Here is a 15777-nt window from a genome sequence, read left to right on the forward strand (position 1 = left end):
CCTCTGATCCGTGCCCGCATCCATCCTCAAGGAGCACCGTGCCCTCCGAAACCCTCTCCTCCACCTTCACCGCGCCTCTCTCCGAGGTCGATCCCGAGATCGCCGCCGTACTCGAGCAGGAACTCGGCCGCCAGCGCGGCACCCTCGAGATGATCGCCAGCGAGAACTTCGTGCCCCGGGCCGTACTCGAGTCGCAGGGCTCCGTGCTCACGAACAAGTACGCCGAGGGGTACCCCGGCCGGCGGTACTACGGCGGATGCGAGTTCGTCGACGTGGCGGAACAGCTCGCCATCGACCGCGCGAAGGCGCTGTTCGGCGCGCAGTACGCGAACGTGCAGCCGCACTCCGGCGCCTCCGCCAACGCCGCCGTTCTCGCCGCCATCGCCACGCCGGGCGACACCATCCTCGGCCTCGAGCTCGCCCACGGGGGCCACCTCACCCACGGCATGAAGCTCAACTTCTCCGGCAAGCTCTACAACGCGACCAGCTACGGGGTCGACCCTGAAACCTTCCGCGTGGACATGAACGTCGTGCGCGATCGTGCGCTGGAGCACCGCCCGCGGGTCATCATCGCCGGCTGGTCGGCCTACAGCCGCCAGCTCGACTTCGCCGCCTTCCGCGACATCGCCGACGAGGTCGGCGCCACGCTGTGGGTCGACATGGCGCACTTCGCCGGGCTGGTCGCGGCGGGCCTGCACCCGTCGCCCATTCCGCACGCCGACGTCGTCAGCTCCACCGTGCACAAGACCCTCGCCGGTCCGCGCTCCGGCGTGATCCTGAGCCGGGACACCGAGCTGGCCAAGAAGCTGAACTCGGCCGTGTTCCCCGGGCAGCAGGGCGGACCGCTCATGCACGTCATCGCGGCGAAGGCCACCGCGTTCAAGCTCGCCGGTGAGCCCGAGTTCGTCGACCGTCAGCAGCGCACGATCAGCGGCGCGCAGCGCGTGGCCGAGCGACTCGTCGCCACCGACTCGACCGATGCCGGACTCAGCGTGCTGACCGGCGGCACCGACGTGCACCTGGTGCTCGCCGACCTGCGGAACGCCGCCGTCGACGGCAAGCAGGCCGAGGACCTGCTGCACGATGTGGGCATCACGGTCAACCGCAACGCGGTTCCGTTCGATCCGCGCCCGCCCATGGTCACGTCCGGAGTGCGGATCGGTACCGCCGCCCTCGCCACGCGCGGGTTCGGCGACGAGGAGTTCACCGAGGTGGCGGACATCATCGCGTCCGCGCTGCAGCCGTCGCCCGACGTCGCCGCGCTGCGCGGCAGGGTCGCGGCACTGACCGATGCCTTCCCGCTGTACCCGGGACTCACCGCCTCGGGAGCGACCGCATGACGGCCCGCATCCTCGACGGCAACGCCACCGCCGCGGCCGTCAAGAACGAGCTCGCCGACCGGATCTCCGCGCTGAAGGCGCGGGGCATCACCCCGGGGCTCGGCACCCTCCTCGTGGGCGACGACCCGGGGTCGCGGTCGTACGTCGCGGGCAAGCACCGGGACTGCGCCGAGGTGGGCATCACCTCGATCCGGGTGGACCTTCCGGCCACGGCCTCCGAGGACGATGTGCGCGCCGCCATCAGCGAACTGAACGCCGACCCGGCGGTCACCGGCTACATCGTCCAGCTGCCGCTGCCCGCGGGCATCGACGAGAACGCCATGCTCGAACTGATGGACCCGTCGAAGGACGCCGACGGCCTGCACCCCACCAACCTGGGCAGGCTCGTGCTGAACGTCGATGCGGCAGCCGGGGGAGACGCCTTCCCGCTGCCCTGCACGCCCGCCGGCATCGTGGAGATGCTCGAGCGGTCCGATATCCCGATCCGCGGGAGCCACGTCGTGGTCGTGGGCCGTGGGCTCACCGTGGGTCGCCCGCTCGGCCTCGTGCTCACCCGTAAGGGACTCGACGCGACGGTCACGCTCACCCACTCCCGCACGGTCGATCTGGCGGCGGAGGTGCGGCGGGCGGACATCGTCGTCGCCGCGGTCGGCGTGCCCGGGCTCATCCAGGCCGACTGGCTGAAGCCGGGTGCGGCGGTGCTCGACGTGGGCATCAGTCGCACGCTGAACGCCGACACGGGGAAGGGCAAGCTGACCGGGGACGTGGACCCCGCCGCGGCGGATGTGGCCGGCTGGCTGTCGCCCGTGCCGGGCGGCGTCGGTCCGATGACCCGCGCCATGCTGCTCGCGAACGTGGTGGCCGCCGCCGAACGCGACGCCTGATCCCGCGGGGCGGGGTCGCGCCGATCAGGCGAACCCGGTGGCCCGGGTGAACCGCACGGGCTGACCGGGCCGCAGCTGACCCAGCGCGTCGAGGTCGGCGTCGACGAGTACGGCGATGACCGGGTAGCCCCCGGTCACCGGATGATCGGCCGCGAGGATCGTGGGCAGGCCGCTCGGCGGCACCTGCAGGGCGCCGGCGACCATTCCCTCCGAGGGCAGCTCGTCGTCGCGGACCCGCCGCAGCGGCTCGCCCTCCAGGCGCACACCGACCCGGTTCGACGCGGGGGACACCCGCCACTCGCCATCGACCAGCGCCTGCATCGACCCGGGTGCGAACCAGTCCGTGCGGGGCCCGGGTCGAAGCCGCAACCGCACGAGACCGTCGAGCGGCGGGCCGGTGAACGCCTCATCGATCGGCGGCACGGGAAGCGCGGGGACCGGTCCGGCGACGAGCACGTCACCCGCGAGGAGCGGATCGGGACCGATGCCCGACAGCACGTCCGTCGACCGTGAGCCCAGAGCATCCGCCCCGCCGATGCCGCCCCGCACGGCGAGGTAGTACCGCAGTCCACGGTCGGGCACCGGGAACTCGAGAATCGCGCCGTGCGGGAGCAGGACGGCACGATCGACCGGCAGCGGGCGCCCATCCGTGCGGACGTCACCCCACGCACCCGTGACGGCGACCCAGTGCGGTCCCCGTGCTCGCAGGCGTGCGCCTCCCGCGAGGATCTCGAGCGCCGCCGTGCCCTCCGCGTTGCCGACCAACCGGTTGGCGAGGCGGAGCGACGCCCGATCCATCGCTCCCGACGGCGGAACACCGAGATGCGCGGAGCCGGGTCGGCCGAGGTCCTCGATGAGCAGCAGAGGGCCGGGGTCGAGCACGTCGAAGGCGGTCACGGCGGAATCGCCCGGAAGCGCACGGTTCGTCCGGGCATCAGCAGGGCGGGATGCTCGTCGGCCGCATCCCACAGACGAGCCCGCGTCGCTCCGATCAGCTGCCAGCCCCCGGGTGACTCCCGGGGGTACACGCCGCTGAACTCCCCGGCCAGGCCGACGGACCCGGCGGCGACCCGAGGGCGCGGCTCGGCGCGGCGGGGCACGATCCTGCGTCCGGATCCGGCGGTCAGGTAGCCGAAGCCGGGCGCGAAGCCGCTGAAGGCGACGCGCCAGGGCGTCCCGGTGTGCCACGCGATCACGTCGTCCGCGCCGACGCCCTGCACCCGGGCCACCTCGTCGAGATCCGGGCCGGAGTAGACCACGTCGATGACGACGGCGTCCTCGACGTTTCGGACGGCGGCACGGGACGGGGGCAGGGCGGAGAGCCAGTCCTGCACGCGCCGGAGGGGCAGTACGCCCGGCTCGACGGTGACGAGGATGCTCCGCGCGGCCGGTACCACGTCGACGACACCGGGCGGCCTCGTCGCGTCCACCGCCGGGTACAGGGCGAGCACTTCCTCGAGCGAGTCGACCTGCACGAGGAGGGCACGATCCCCGTACGGGAGGATGCTCCGCGTCACGCGAACGCCTCCAGGGTCACGCCGGCCGCGGTGAGCGCCTCGCGCACCGCCACGGCCATGTCGACCGCCCCCGGGGTGTCCCCGTGCACGCACAGGGAATCGACCCGCACGCGGATCGGAGTGCCGTCGATGGCGAGGACGGTTCCCTCGTGCACCAGGGCGACGGCGCGCTCCGCAACCCGCTCGGCATCGATGAGCACCGCGCCCGGGGCGGACCGGGGCACGAGCGAGCCGTCCGCGAGGTACGCGCGGTCGACGAACGCCTCGGCGCGGAAGGCCAGGCCGTGCGCCGCGGAGGCCACCGCGATCGCGGAGTCGGGCAGCCCGAGCATCGGCAGGGTGGGGTCGAAGATTCGTACCGCGTCGGCCACCGCGTCGGCCTGCTCGGTGTCGGTCACGATGCGGTTGTAGAGAGCGCCGTGCGGCTTGACGTAGCGGATGCGCGTGCCCGCCCTACGGGCCGCACGGTCGAGCGCGACGAGCTGCGTCGTGACATCGGTACGCAGCCGCTCGGGGTCGATGTCGACATCCCGTCGGCCGAATCCCGCCGGGTCGTCGTACGACACGTGCGCACCCAGCGCCACGCCGGTCTCCCGCGCGCGTGTGCAGGACGCCACCATCGTCGCGGTATCACCGGCGTGGAATCCGCAGGCGATGTTCGCGCTGGTGATCACGGCGAACATGGCGGCGTCGTCGGCGGTGGGCACCCCGTCGACGGTCTCGCCGAGGTCGCTATTGAGATCCACCCGCACCATAGGCTCCGGCCAGTTCGCGGTACCGCTCGGCGTTCCGGCGGATCGTTCGGACCTCGGCCTCGGTCACGTCGCGGCGGATCCTGCCCGGCACGCCGGCGACGAGCGAGCGCGGCGGCACGACTGTGCCCTCGAGCACCACGGTGCCGGCCGCGATGAGCGAGCCGGCCCCGAGGACGGCACCGTTCAACACGATCGCACCCATTCCGACGAGCACGTCATCCTCGATCGTGCAGCCGTGCACCACCGCGTTGTGGCCGATGGAGACGTTCCGGCCGATGGTCAGCGGGAATCCGGCGTCGACGTGGCAGCTGACATTGTCCTGCACGTTGGAGCCGGCGCCGAGGTGGATGGACTCGGTCTCGGCCCGCAGCACGGCATTGAACCACACCCCCGCCTCCGCGTCGATGCGTACCCGCCCGATCAGCGTCGCCCCGGCAGAGGCGAAGGCGGTGTCGTGCACGACCGGTCGGCTGCCCTGAACGGACAGGACGAGCGCGCGCGGGTCGACGGTCATGCGAACAGGCTACCCACCGAGCACCGACGGATGGGTCGGATCAGTGCCCAGGGGTTGCCAGCGAGCGTCGAGACGTTAAGGATCGGTCTAGCCCATTCACCACACAGGCGCCCACCCGGCGCCGACGAAAAAGGAGTTACCGAGTGATCCAGCGTTACATTCTCACCGCACTGATCGCCTTCGCCAGCAAGAAGCTGATGGCGGCATCGAAGAAGAGGTCCGCCGACAAGAAGCGCAACACCCGCCGCTGAGCGCCCTTTCCCTCCCAGGGAAAGTACGCATCCTCCCCTTCCGGGGAAACCGAGGGTGCCGGTCGCGGCAGTCCCCCGACCACCCACCGGCACTTCGGGCGCTCGAGGCGCCAGACCGAAGCCCGTCAGCAGCGCGCGTAGCACGCTCCGACATGTTGTCGACGACCCAAACCCGAATCAGATCGGCGACGGTTACTACGGTATGCGTCCCCATCGTGCCTATCAAGTCGGCACTTTGGGGGGCAAGGGTGCTGGGGGCAAGGGGTGCTGAGGGGCAAGGGTTCCGGGGGCGCGGGTGCCGCGGGCCTATGCGCTCGGTTCTGCCCGTGCTCCCTCGGAGGGCTGCACCGAGAAGATGTCGGGCGCCGTGTAGCCGGCCGCGGCGAAGGCGTCGCGTACCGACTCCGACAGCTGCGCGACCAGGTGGCTCGGCACCACCGCGATCGCGGCGCCGCCGAATCCACCGCCGGTCATGCGCGCTCCGAGTGCGCCGTTCCGCTGGGCGGTCGACACCGCGAGGTCGAGTTCCGGAACCGAGATCTCGAAGTCGTCGCGCATCGACACGTGCGAGGCGTCGAGCAGTTCTCCGATGGCCCGCGGGCCGTCCTCGCGCAGCGTGCGAACGGCGTCGAGCACCCGCGCGTTCTCCGTGACCACGTGCCGCACCCGGCGCAGAGTGACGTCGTCGAGCACCGCTTCGGCGCGCTCGAGATCGTCCACCGTCAGGTCCCGCAGCGACCTGACGTGCAGGGCCGCAGCACCCGCCTCGCACGACGCCCGCCGTTCGGCATACCCGCCGGTCGCGTGCGAGTGGCTCACGTTCGTGTCGATGATGACCAGCTCGAGACCGGCGGGCTCGAATCCGAGCGGGATGACCTCCGCGTCGAGGCTGCGGCAGTCGAGGAAGACGGCGGCGTCCCTCTCGCCGAGCAGGGAGGCCGACTGGTCCATGATGCCGGTGGGGGCGCCCACGGCCTTGTTCTCGGCGAGCTGTCCGACCCTCGCGAGGGTGCGTCGGTCGAAGTCGAGGTTCCACACGTCGTTGAGCGCCATACCGATCGCGCTCTCGATCGCGGCGGACGACGAGAGCCCGGCCCCGACCGGAACGTCGGAGTCGAAGTACGCGTCGAAACCGGGCAGTGCGTCGAGGTCGGCGCCGTGCTGGCCGAGCGCCCAGGCCACACCGAAGGGGTAGGCCGACCACCCCGACAGCACCGCGGGGGAGAGGTCGGCGAGCGCCACCTCCACGGTGTCGTCGGAGAACGAGCTGGCCACCCGCGCGACCCCGTCGTCGCGGAGGGCGAGCGCCACCACGGTGCGGCGGTCGATCGCCAACGGGAACACGAACCCGTCGTTGTAATCGGTGTGCTCTCCGATCAGGTTGACCCGTCCGGGCGCCGACCAGAGCCCGAGCGGTTCGCGTCCGTAGCGCGAGGCGAACCCGTCCGCGGCGTCCGCCGATACGTTCCGTGTGCTGTCGCTCATGATCGTTCGATGCCCTCTCGTAGTACCTCCGCAGTGCGTTCCGGCGGCACGTCTCCGATCCAGGCACCCATGGCCGCCTCCGACCCGGCCAGGAACTTCAGCTTGTCGGCCGCCCGCCGCGGGGACGTGATCTGCAGCATCAGCCGGATCTCGTCCCGGTGGGTGTGCACCGGTGCCTGGTGCCATGCCGAGATGTACGGCGTGGGGGTGTCGTAGAGGGCGTCGATTCCCCTCAGCAGACGCAGATAGAGCTCGGCGAGCTCGTCCCGCTCCTCCACGGTGGTCGCCGCGAGGTCGGGCACGTGGCGGTGCGGCAGCATGTGCACCTCGACCGGCCAGCGGGCGGCGAAGGGCACGAAGGCGGTGAAGTGCTCCCCGTGGAGCACCACCCGCTCGGAGGCGCGCTCCGTCTCCAGCACGCGGGCGAAGAGGTCGGGGCCCACCTTGGCGATCGAGTCGATCAGCTTCGTCGTGCGCGGCGTCACGTAGGGGTAGGAGTAGATCTGCCCGTGCGGGTGGTGCAAGGTCACGCCGATCGCCTCGCCGCGATTCTCGAACGGGAAGACCTGCTGCACTCCGGGCAGGGCGGACAGGTCTGCCGTGCGGTCGGCCCAGGTCTCGATCACGGTGCGCGACCTCGACGGGGTGAGCCCGCTGAACGACCCGGAGTGCTCCGGGCTGAAGCACACGACCTCGCAGCGCCCCACCGACGTGCGCGTGCGTTCGAAGCCGATCTCGGCCATGTCGGCGAGCCCCTGGGGCGCATCCTCCCCGGTCAGTGCGGGCCCGAACGAGGGGGACTTGTTCTCGAACACGGCGACGTCGTAGTTGCTCGGCACCTCGGACGGATTCTCGGCGGTCGCGGGCGCGAGCGGGTCCTGCGAGGCCGGGGGCAGGAAGACCCGGTTCTGGCGGGCGGCGGCGATCGACACCCACTCGCCGGTCAGCACGTCCTGCCGCATCGTCGCGGTCTCCGGCCGCACGGTGACGGGTCTCGCGTCCGCCGCGCGCTCGGGAGGGAGGGTCGTGTCCCGGTCGTCATAGTAGATGAGCTCGCGACCGTCGGACAGCACGGTCCTCCGCTTCACGATGCCGGATGAGAGCTGCACTGCTTCGGGCGCGGTCATGCCGTTAGGCTACCGAACTCGCGCGGCCCGGGTGACGTGCGTGCACCGGGCAGGTGCGCGCCGGAGTGCCCCGTAGAATCGGGCGAATGCGAGCCGTCTCCGGAAACCAGTTCACCCTGCGCCGCGATACGCCGGCGGGGGAGGTGCGCGCCACCGTCACCGCGCTCGCGGCGGCTCTCCGCCGGCTCTCGGTGAACGGCATCGATCTGGTCGAGCCGTACGGCGAGGACCGCATCGCGCCGATGGGTGCCGGTCTGGTGCTCGTGCCGTGGCCCAACCGCATCCGCGACGGGGTGTGGTTGCTCGACGGTGAGGAGCAGCAGCTCGACATCACCGAGCCCGGCTACGGCAACGCGTCGCACGGGCTGCTCCGCAACACCGGTTACGCGGAGGTCGAGCGTGCGGCCGACACCGTCGTGCTGGCCGCCACCGTCTTTCCGCAGCACGGCTACCCGTTCCTCCTCGACACCCGCATCCGGTACCGGCTGACCGATGACGGCCTGATGGTCACGCACACGGTCCGCAACGACTCGGGGCGGGCGGCGCCGGTCGCGGTCGGCGCGCACCCCTACGTGAAGATCGGGGACGTGCCGACGGCGGAGCTCGTGCTGCGGGTCCCCGCGGACACGTTCTTCGAGACCGACTCGCAGCTCATCCCGGTCGCCGAGCACCGCGTGGACGGCACGCCGTTCGACCTGAGGGGCGGCCGTCGGGTCGCCGAGCTGAACATGAACTCGGGCTTCGGCGCCGTGCAGAAGGCCGACGGCACAAGCCGTTCGTCCCTGACCGCTCCCGACGGTCGAGGAGTCGAGCTGTGGGCGGACCACAACTTCGGTTACCTGCAGGTGTACACGCCGAACATCTTCCCCACGGCGGCGGGCCCGAACCTCGCCGTGGCGATCGAACCGATGACCGCTCCCGCGAACGCTTTCAACAGCGGTCAGGGGTTGCGCTGGCTGGAGCCGGACCAGGAGTGGTCGCTGTCGTGGGGCATCCGGTTCACCGGCTTCCCCGATGTCGCCGACGCGAGGGACGCGGCCGATGCGACGGACGCCGGAGGATCCGCCGGGCACTGATCCGGTGCTTGCCGGGCGCCGCCCACCGGCGCAGGATCGACGCATGACCTTCACCCCGCGCACCGCCATCGTCACCGCAGCCGACTCCGGCATCGGCAAGGCCACCGCCGTCGCTCTCGCCGCCGCCGGCATGGACATCGGCATCACCTGGTACACCGACTCCGAGGGAGCCGAGCAGACCGCCGAGGAGGTGCGCTCGCACGGCCGTAACGCGGTCGTGGCGCGGCTCGACACCACCGAGCTCCCGCAGTGCGGTGACGTGATCGATGCCCTCGCCGACGAGCTGGGCGGCCTCGACGTGCTGGTCAACAACGCCGGCACCGGTGACTCGACGCCTCTCGTCGACCTCGACTACGAGACCTGGCGGCACGTCGTCGCCGCCGACCTCGACGGCGCGTTCGTCTGCATCCAGCGCGCGGCCCGCCGCATGGTCGCCGCGGGCACCGGGGGCCGGATCATCGCGGTCACCAGCGTTCACGAGCACCAGCCCCGGGTGGGCTCCGCGCCGTACGACGCCGCCAAGCACGGCCTCGGCGGACTCATCAAGACCGCGGCGCTCGAGCTGGGTGCGCACGGCATCACCGCGAACTCGGTGGCACCCGGAGAGATCGCCACGCCCATGACGGGGCAGACCGACGTCGACCCGCACACGGTCGACCGGCCGGGCATCCCGCTCGGTCGTCCGGGGGATGCCCGCGAGATCGCGTCGGTCATCGCCTTCCTCGCCTCGTCCGGGTCGAGCTACGTGACCGGCGCGTCGTTCGTGGTCGACGGCGGCATGCTGCAGATGGGCCCGCAGGCCGGTTCGCACCTGACGGCCAACGACTGGCGCGAGGTCTGACGCCGTCGCCGACCGGGACGCGCGTCCGGATGGGTGGGCCCCGTCGGGCTCGAACCGACGACCCAAGGATTAAAAGTCCTTTGCTCTACCAACTGAGCTAGAGGCCCGCGTTCCCTAATCTATCGCGCGCGAACGCGCCCTGTTCGCAGTCGGCGGAGCGAGGGACGCCGCAACCGCGTCGCCCCGTGAACAGCCGGACGTAGGGTGGACGGGTGACCGAAGAGTTCCACAAGCCGACGAAGTTCGCGGGCGCCAAGTTCGAGAGCATGCACGGCGGAGACGATCCCGCCGCCATCTCCCGTGTCGCCCACGAGTCGGCGCATGCCCTTCTGCGTCGGGTGCGCGACAGCGACGAGCCGGGCGTGATCGACCGCATCGTGGAGTACACCGACCTGCACGGCATCGACGCGGTGGCGGAACTGTGGTCGCGGGCGAGTCCCCGCAGCCTTCCCGGTGCGCTCTGGCGTCTCTATCTCGTGCGGGCGATGATTCGGTCCGATGCGGAGAGCACGAGCTTCTACTTCCAGCGCGGCACCGAGGTGTCGGTCACCATCGACGCGGTCGTGGCCGGGGCCAGCGCTCCGACCGGACCGACGGAGATCGTGTCGCTCGCCGACGAGATCTTGCGCGGCGTCTTCTCCGGCGACTTCGCCATCGCGCTCGACCGGGCCGCCGCCTTCTGCCGCATCACCTCGGCCGGGTGCACGAGCGTGGCCGACGACGTGGACGCGATCACGCCGGACCGTGCCACCGAGCTCACCACCCGGGCCCTCCGCCTGACGAAGACGGCCTCCGAGCTGACCGCGTGCGCCCGCCTCTGGCGAAGCGACGGGCTCGACTGAGGGACCGCGGCGGCGGTCGCGGGATACGGTCGCTGAGCTCGTCGAAGCGACGCGGATACGGTCGCTGAGCCTGTCGAAGCGACGTGGGGTGCGTTGCGTTCCTTCGACGGGCTCGGGGACCGTGCGGGCGGACACGGGATACGGTCGCTGAGCTTGTCGAAGCGGCGTGAGGTGCGTTGCGTCCCTTCGACGGGCTCAGGGACCGTGTGCGGTGCGTCCCTTCGACGGGCTCAGGGACCGTGCGGGGTGCGTCCCGTCGACGGGCTCAGGGACCGTGTGCGGTGCGTCCCTTCGACGGGCTCAGGGACCGGGCGGGCGGGGCGCCCGCGGTGCGGCGACTCCCGCGGTGGTTTAGACTGGGTGCGGCCTTTCGGGGCCACGTCGGGCCGCAGTAACCCCGGGCTCCATTTATAGCCGCTTCGAGCGGCCTCGCGCCGAGAGGCGTTTCTGCGGTCCGGCACCCGACTTCCCGGCACCGGATCCCGACATCCGTAGATTCGCCGAGGCGAGCAATCCGTTCGGCGTGCTTCTCCGAACGGAAAGTGTGCCGAGTCTCCGATATGCGAACGCAAAGTTAAGCTGACATGCTTGTCCTCGTGCCTTCCGGAACCGACCGTGCAGACGATCTGGATTCCGTCGACCCGCGGAGCAGGGAAGAGCTGCTGGCGCTCGTCGCCTCGGGCAACCAGGAGGCCTTCGGTGCACTGTACGACCAGGTCGCGCCGCGCGTTCTGGGATTGATCCGCCGTGTCCTCGTCGACCCGGCGCAGTCGGAGGAGGTGGCGCAAGAGGTGTTCCTGGAGATCTGGCAGACCGCGCCGCGCTACGACGCGAGCAAGGGCGGCGCCCTCACCTGGATCCTCACGATGGCGCACCGCCGCGCCGTCGACCGCATCCGGGCATCGCAGGCCAGCCGCGATCGGGATCTCCGAATCGGTACGCGCGACCACGAGACCGGCTACGACTCCGTCTCGGAAGAGGTCGAGACACGGATCGAGCACGAACGGGTGGAGCGGGCCATGTCGCAGCTCACGGAGCTGCAGCGCCAGGCCGTCACCCTCGCCTACTATCGCGGACTGAGTCACAGCGAGGTCGCGACCATGCTCAGTGTGCCCATCGGTACCGTGAAGACGCGGCTGCGCGATGGCATGATCCGCCTCCGCGATGCGCTGGGGGTGACCTCATGACCGAACGCGATGACCCGTCGCTGTCCACCGGCGCCTACGCGCTCGGTGCGTTGACCGGCGAGGAGGAAGCCGCCTTCGAGGCGTACCTCGCCCGGTCCGAGAGCCTGCGCACGGAGGTGGCCGGCTTCACCGATACCGCCGTGGAACTCGGACTCGCCACCACGCCCGTGACGCCGCCACCCGACCTCCGCGCGCGGGTACTGCAGCTGGCCGCGACCACGCCCCAGCTCCCGGCGATCTCGGGCACGCAGGACTCCGGTGCAGCCGAATCCGAGCGGACCGCCCCCGCCGCGTACGCCCCGGTGTACGAGGCGACGGTCCAGGCGCACACGCCGCCCGCCGCGACGGCCCCCGCAGAGCCCGCGACGGGCGCCACGGGAACCGGCGCGGCCCGGGCGGGAGCAGCCCCGGCCGGCGCGACGCCGGCAGCTGACCGAGCGAACGCCCGGTGGTTCGGCCGGACGGGCACGGTGCTCGCCGCGGCAGCCGCGGCGGTCGCCGTGCTGGTCGGCGGCATCGCCATCGGATCGACGCTGCAGGATCGCGGAGAGCTCGAGCAGGTGCAGGCTCAGGCCGCCGCACTCGCCGAGCTGAACGCCGCACCGGACGTGCAGCGCGTGAGCGCCGAGGTCGCCGAGGGTGCGACCGCCACGCTCGTCTGGTCGGGGGAGCTCTCCCGCTCCGCCGTGGTGTTCGACGAACTCGACCCGCTGCCCGACGACCGCGTGTACCAGGCCTGGTACATCAACGCGGAGGGGGCGGCGACCTCGGCCGGCACCTTCCGGGCCGACGAGGACGCGGCGACGTTCCGGGTGCTCGACGGATCGCTCGCGAGCGGCTCCGTCGTCGGCGTCACGGTGGAGCCGGACGGCGGTTCGGACGCGCCGACCACCGAGCCCATCGTGGCCATCGAAGCAGCGTGACACACAGAAGGCGGGCCGGATAATCCGACCCGCCTTCGGCATGACGCACAGAAGGCGGGCCGGAAACTCCGGCTCGCCTTCTGTGCCATAGCGGTCTAGCCGAACCGGCCCGACACGTAGTCCTCGGTCGCCTGCACGCTGGGGCGGGAGAACATCGTGGTGGTGTCGTCGTATTCGATGAGCTTGCCGGGCTTGCCCGTGCCCGCGATGTTGAAGAACGCGGTGCGGTCCGACACGCGGCTGGCCTGCTGCATGTTGTGCGTCACGATCACGATCGTGTACTGCTGCTTGAGTTCCTCGATGAGGTCCTCGATCGCCAGGGTCGAGATGGGGTCGAGCGCCGAGCAGGGCTCGTCCATCAGCAGCACATCGGGCTGCACCGCGATCGCGCGGGCGATGCAGAGCCGCTGCTGCTGACCTCCCGACAGACCGGACCCGGGCAGATCGAGGCGGTCCTTGACCTCGTTCCAGAGGTTCGCACCCTGCAGGGACTTCTCGGTGAGATCGTCGGCGTCGCTCTTCGAGATGCGACGGTTGTTGAGCTTCACGCCCGCGAGCACGTTGTCGCGGATCGACATGGTGGGGAACGGGTTCGGTCGCTGGAACACCATGCCGACCTGACGGCGCACCAGCACCGGGTCGACCCCGGGGGCGTACAGGTTGTCGCCGTCGATGAGCACCTCGCCGTCCACGTACGCGCCGGGGATCACCTCGTGCATGCGGTTCAGCGTGCGGAGGAAGGTCGACTTGCCGCACCCGGACGGGCCGATGAACGCCGTGACGGTGCGGGGCTCGATCGAGAGCTGCACGTCCTCGACGGCCTTGAACTTGCCGTAGTACACGTTCAGGTCGTTCACTTCAATGCGCTTTGACACGGGTTTTCCTTACGGGGGTTAGCGGATCTTGGGCGCGAAGGCCCGGGCGACGATCCGCGCGATGAGGTTGAGCAGCATGACGATGAGGATGAGGACGAGGGCGCCGGTCCAGGCGCGGTCGATGTACGCCTGCGCGTCCTGACCCTGGGCCACGTACTGGTTGTAGACGAACACCGGCAGCGTCATCATCCGGTCGCTGAACAGGTCGTAGTTCAGGTTGGAGGTGAACCCCGCGACGATGAGGAGCGGTGCGGTCTCGCCGATCACCCGGGCGACGGCGAGCATCACACCGGTGAGAATACCCGCGATGGAGGTGGGCAGCACGACCTTCACGATCGTCAGCCACTTCGGCACACCGAGGGCGTAGGCGGCCTCGCGCAGCTCGTTCGGCACCAGCTTCAGCATCTCCTCGGTGGAGCGCACGACGATCGGGATCATGAGCACCGAGAGCGCCACGGCACCACCGAAGCCCATCCGGATGCCGGGGCCGAAGAAGAGCACGAAGAGCGCGTAGGCGAAGAGGCCGGCGACGATCGAGGGGATGCCCGTCATGACGTCCACGAAGAAGGTGATCGCCTGCGCGAGGCGCCCGCGACCGTACTCCACGAGGTAGATCGCGGTGGCCATGCCGATCGGCACGCTGAGGGCCGTGGCGGCGAGCGTGACCTCGACCGTGCCGACGATCGCGTGAATCGCGCCGCCGCCCGCGCCGACGATGTTGCGGAGCGAGTAGGTGAAGAACTCGATGTCGAACCGGGCGGAACCGAAGGTGACCACGGTGAAGACGAGGCTGATCAGCGGGATGAGGGCGAGCACGAACGCGGCGGTGACGAGGATCGAGGCGAGGCGATCGGTCGCCTTGCGGGGACCCTCCACCGCGAGGGAGATCGCGTACATGGCCACGGTGAACAGGATCACACCGAGCACGATCGCGCCCACGTAGTTGAAGCCGTCGGTCGCCCCGGCGAGCTGCAGGATCACGAACAGGATCGTCAGGATGAGGAGGCTCGCCGCGAGCACGAGCACCGTGGTGTTCTTCGGCAGCTTGCCGGCCGTCAGCGAGTTGGTCATCGGGCGGGTGTCTGTGGTGGCGACCATCAGTTTGCTCCGGAGAAAGCCTTGCGGCGGTTGATGATGTATCGGGCGATGGAGTTGACCACGAGGGTGATCACGAAGAGCACGAGGCCCGAGGCGATCAGGGTGTCGGTGCCGAGCCCGTAGGACTCCGGGAAGCTCAGGGCGATGTTCGCCGCGATGGTGTTCGGATTCTGCTGTTGCAGCAGCGCGAACTTCACGACGGCGGCGGGCGACAGGATGATGGCCACGGCCATGGTCTCGCCGAGCGCGCGCCCGAGTCCGAGCATCGAGGCGGAGATGATGCCGGGGCGGCCGAACGGCAGGACCGCGGTGCGGATCATCTCCCACCGGGTGGCTCCGAGTGCGAGGGCCGCCTCCTCGTGCAGGACGGGCGTCTGCAGGAAGATCTCGCGGCTGAGCGCGGTGATGATCGGGAGGATCATCACCGCCAGCACGATCGCGACGGTGAGGATCGTGCGCCCGGTGCCCGACACGGGCGGGGCGAAGAGCGGGAACCAGCCCATGTTCTCCGTCAGCCAGACGTAGACGGGCACGATGGCCGGGGCGAGCACGCCGATGCCCCAGAGTCCGTAGACGACGGACGGCACGGCGGCGAGGAGGTCGATCACGTAGCCGAGGGCCGATGCGAGGCGGCGCGGGGCGAAGTGGGAGATGAAGAGCGCGACCGCGATGGACAGCGGCACCGCGATGGCGAGGGCGATGATGGCTCCCCACACGGTTCCGAAGGCGAGCGGGGCGACGTAGGCGAGGAAGCCTTCACCGCCGGAGATGTCCGCGGGGTCGGCGACGAGGGCGGGAAGCGCCTGCACGATCAGGAAGACCGCGACGGCCGCGAGGATGGCGAGGATCAGGCTACCGGCGAGCAGAGTGCCGGCGGAGAAGATGCGGTCACCGGGGCGCTGCTTCGCCTTGATGACGGGGGGAGTGGTGCCTACGGCGATCATCGGGTCCCTGGGGCTAGCGGTCGGGTGGGGGAAAGCATGCTCAGTATGCCGGTAGGCGGAGCAAACCGGAATTGCTCGCCCCTGCCGCTCCGAGGAACGGCGGGGGCGAGCAACGAAT

At 70.5% G+C, this 15777-nt stretch carries 16 protein-coding genes and 1 tRNA gene; 7 read left to right on the forward strand and 10 right to left on the reverse strand.

The window, feature by feature from the left end; translation table 11 throughout:
- The first annotated feature begins 38 nt into the window (after window positions 1-38).
- Window positions 39-1340, forward strand: a complete 1302-nt coding sequence (glyA, locus tag EY822_RS08935) for a serine hydroxymethyltransferase (protein ID WP_150307949.1) — start codon at window positions 39-41, stop codon at window positions 1338-1340.
- Entirely contained in the window at window positions 1337-2224 is an 888-nt protein-coding gene (locus tag EY822_RS08940; protein ID WP_150307950.1) for a bifunctional methylenetetrahydrofolate dehydrogenase/methenyltetrahydrofolate cyclohydrolase, read from the forward strand. Before glyA ends, EY822_RS08940 begins: the two co-directional genes overlap by 4 nt.
- Before the next feature lie 24 nt (window positions 2225-2248).
- Here the strand turns inward: EY822_RS08940 and EY822_RS08945 are convergent, their stop codons facing one another.
- From EY822_RS08945 to galT, 6 genes are all read right to left on the reverse strand, one after another.
- On the reverse strand, window positions 2249-3121 hold the full coding sequence (locus EY822_RS08945; RefSeq protein WP_150307951.1) for a 5-oxoprolinase subunit C family protein: 873 nt from the start codon (window positions 3119-3121) through the stop codon (window positions 2249-2251).
- Window positions 3118-3741: a 5-oxoprolinase subunit B family protein gene (locus tag EY822_RS08950; protein ID WP_150307952.1), complete on the reverse strand. Its 624-nt coding sequence runs from the start codon at window positions 3739-3741 to the stop codon at window positions 3118-3120. The genes EY822_RS08945 and EY822_RS08950 overlap by 4 nt, the downstream gene beginning before the upstream one ends.
- The gene (locus EY822_RS08955) at window positions 3738-4496 is read right to left on the reverse strand and encodes a LamB/YcsF family protein (protein WP_150307953.1); all 759 of its coding nucleotides are present in this window, start codon (window positions 4494-4496) and stop codon (window positions 3738-3740) included. Before EY822_RS08955 ends, EY822_RS08950 begins: the two co-directional genes overlap by 4 nt.
- Complete coding sequence (locus EY822_RS08960) at window positions 4474-5010, reverse strand: gamma carbonic anhydrase family protein (RefSeq protein WP_150307954.1); 537 nt, start codon at window positions 5008-5010, stop codon at window positions 4474-4476. Before EY822_RS08960 ends, EY822_RS08955 begins: the two co-directional genes overlap by 23 nt.
- 557 nt (window positions 5011-5567) lie before the next feature.
- Window positions 5568-6746: a galactokinase gene (galK, locus tag EY822_RS08965; protein WP_150307955.1), complete on the reverse strand. Its 1179-nt coding sequence runs from the start codon at window positions 6744-6746 to the stop codon at window positions 5568-5570.
- The gene (gene galT / locus EY822_RS08970; protein WP_150307956.1) at window positions 6743-7873 is read right to left on the reverse strand and encodes a galactose-1-phosphate uridylyltransferase; all 1131 of its coding nucleotides are present in this window, start codon (window positions 7871-7873) and stop codon (window positions 6743-6745) included. The genes galK and galT overlap by 4 nt, the downstream gene beginning before the upstream one ends.
- A gap of 86 nt (window positions 7874-7959) precedes the next feature.
- On the opposite strand from galT, the gene EY822_RS08975 reads away from it, so the two are divergent.
- Together EY822_RS08975 and EY822_RS08980 are read left to right on the forward strand one after the other, a co-directional pair.
- Window positions 7960-8949, forward strand: a complete 990-nt coding sequence (locus EY822_RS08975) for an aldose 1-epimerase family protein (RefSeq protein ID WP_150307957.1) — start codon at window positions 7960-7962, stop codon at window positions 8947-8949.
- A gap of 43 nt (window positions 8950-8992) precedes the next feature.
- Window positions 8993-9790, forward strand: coding sequence for an SDR family oxidoreductase (locus tag EY822_RS08980; RefSeq protein ID WP_150307958.1), 798 nt, complete (start codon window positions 8993-8995; stop codon window positions 9788-9790).
- Window positions 9791-9824: 34 nt separating this feature from the next.
- Here the strand turns inward: EY822_RS08980 and EY822_RS08985 are convergent.
- Window positions 9825-9897 (reverse strand) — tRNA-Lys (locus tag EY822_RS08985).
- A 105-nt stretch (window positions 9898-10002) separates the two neighbouring features.
- Between EY822_RS08985 and EY822_RS08990 the strand changes: the two genes are divergently transcribed.
- The 3 genes from EY822_RS08990 to EY822_RS09000 all read left to right on the forward strand — a co-directional run bounded on the left by EY822_RS08990 (window position 10003) and on the right by EY822_RS09000 (window position 12742).
- On the forward strand, window positions 10003-10632 hold the full coding sequence (locus tag EY822_RS08990; RefSeq protein WP_150307959.1) for a DNA-directed RNA polymerase subunit beta: 630 nt from the start codon (window positions 10003-10005) through the stop codon (window positions 10630-10632).
- A 584-nt stretch (window positions 10633-11216) separates the two neighbouring features.
- Window positions 11217-11819: a sigma-70 family RNA polymerase sigma factor gene (locus EY822_RS08995; RefSeq protein WP_150307960.1), complete on the forward strand. Its 603-nt coding sequence runs from the start codon at window positions 11217-11219 to the stop codon at window positions 11817-11819.
- Complete coding sequence (locus tag EY822_RS09000) at window positions 11816-12742, forward strand: anti-sigma factor (protein ID WP_150307961.1); 927 nt, start codon at window positions 11816-11818, stop codon at window positions 12740-12742. The genes EY822_RS08995 and EY822_RS09000 overlap by 4 nt, the downstream gene beginning before the upstream one ends.
- Before the next feature lie 95 nt (window positions 12743-12837).
- Here the strand turns inward: EY822_RS09000 and pstB are convergent, their stop codons facing one another.
- From pstB to pstC, 3 genes are read right to left on the reverse strand one after another with little or no spacing between them, the layout of a single operon-like run.
- Window positions 12838-13617, reverse strand: a complete 780-nt coding sequence (gene pstB / locus EY822_RS09005) for a phosphate ABC transporter ATP-binding protein PstB (RefSeq protein ID WP_150307962.1) — start codon at window positions 13615-13617, stop codon at window positions 12838-12840.
- Window positions 13618-13635: 18 nt separating this feature from the next.
- The gene (gene pstA, locus EY822_RS09010) at window positions 13636-14688 is read right to left on the reverse strand and encodes a phosphate ABC transporter permease PstA (protein ID WP_406610171.1); all 1053 of its coding nucleotides are present in this window, start codon (window positions 14686-14688) and stop codon (window positions 13636-13638) included.
- Between the two features lie 26 nt (window positions 14689-14714).
- The gene (pstC, locus tag EY822_RS09015) at window positions 14715-15659 is read right to left on the reverse strand and encodes a phosphate ABC transporter permease subunit PstC (protein ID WP_150307964.1); all 945 of its coding nucleotides are present in this window, start codon (window positions 15657-15659) and stop codon (window positions 14715-14717) included.
- Window positions 15660-15777 lie beyond the last annotated feature (118 nt).

Source organism: Planctomonas psychrotolerans (genome assembly GCF_008642235.1).
Taxonomy (GTDB): domain Bacteria; phylum Actinomycetota; class Actinomycetes; order Actinomycetales; family Microbacteriaceae; genus Planctomonas; species Planctomonas psychrotolerans.